The organism is Thalassospira sp. CH_XMU1420-2 (assembly GCF_037029325.1).
Taxonomy (GTDB): domain Bacteria; phylum Pseudomonadota; class Alphaproteobacteria; order Rhodospirillales; family Thalassospiraceae; genus Thalassospira; species Thalassospira povalilytica.
In genome coordinates, this window is record NZ_JAYMEG010000050.1 from 1 (window position 1) to 1,319 (window position 1,319).

A 1,319-nucleotide genomic window follows, 5' to 3' on the forward strand; every position below is an offset into this window, starting at 1 on the left:
CGGTGTTTCCGCCCGGCTGACGAGAACTTTGGTGCCGTCACTATTAAGCACGTATGCGTTCAGACCGATATCGACAGTCCCCGGCTCATAAACGCGCTTGTTGATCTGCAATGCGGATGTCTGGGCTTGCGCTTGCACACCAGCGACGTCCCACTCAACCAGGCATTTTGGCGCGGTGAAAACATCATAAGCCTCCGCATCCTCATAGCTGCTTGCTACACCACAGAAGTTGGCGGGAGATGCAACGGCATTCACCTGGAGCTGGTCCGCTCCTTGCACAATTGTCGAGCTTCCTGGGTTAAGAGTAAAAGTGGGTTCCCATACTTTGTAATCCACTTCCACCACCGGGGCGCCGGGGCGGTCCACGGTAATCAGAAGAGTACCCCGGCCGGCATCATCCTCGTCGAATGCCGCCAGTGGAAGATTAATCCGACCGTTTTCTAAATCGAAGTTGTAGCCACCAATCGACACAGGTTTGCGGCCGGGCAACACGCTGACATTGTTCACCCGCAAGCCGACATCTGAGCCCTCCTTTATCGCTGCTTTCAGTGCATAGCTGCCCGTGTACGGGGATGGCAGTTCATCGGTGAATTGTTGCGTGTAAAGCGCGTACTGGGCTTCTTGGTTCGCCAAAGCTGTTTTCGACGATGGGACCCAGATAATTCCGTTCTTTTGGAGCTCCACTCCATTGCGGATCGGAGCATAGGTAAACGAAACGGACTTTGTCGATTGCTCAACACCGTCATCAGCTGTCACTTCGAGCTGATATGGTCCGACCCAGCTCGAAGGTAGCAAATCAACTCCGCGGATCCGCAGGCCTTCCGATGCGTTACCGAAAATCAGGCGGATCGGGCTGCCCTCTGCAATCATTCCTTCTTGTTCAATTGACGGTGTCACTTCGAAATTGGTGGGATCGCCCGCCTCCAGCCTGATGCTGGGCGAACTTGTCACCGTTGTTTCTGCATTCAACCCCGTCGTGAACAAGAGGCACGCGCCAAGCAATGTCATCCACTGTGAAGGACGCATAGCTTCCCCTTTCTGTTGGCGGTTCGGACCTCCGCGCACAGCAGACAGTCCATCTCAGTCTGCCGGGACCTTGCCACTGTTCCGGGGGGTGGATGTGTCGGTTCGTTCGGTTTTTTGTTATCTCACGGCTTTTTTGGGTCTGAAAAAAGAAGCAGAGCAGAAGAACTGCTCCGCTTCCCGTTACCGACAAATGTAGGTGTAATACATGTACTGCGAGATATCTCCACCACGCCATTTTCTAACCTGGACGGTCTGGCCATTGTTATAGCAGGCACCGGATGCGCGACTCACTG

At 54.3% G+C, this 1,319-nt stretch carries 1 protein-coding gene; it reads right to left on the reverse strand.

Annotation, left to right across the window (positions count from 1 at the left end; all coding sequences use genetic code 11):
- The coding region (locus WA429_RS21180) for a hypothetical protein (protein WP_336107906.1) at positions 1–1,026 on the reverse strand (1,026 nt) is incomplete at its 3' end.
- Positions 1,027–1,319 lie beyond the last annotated feature (293 nt).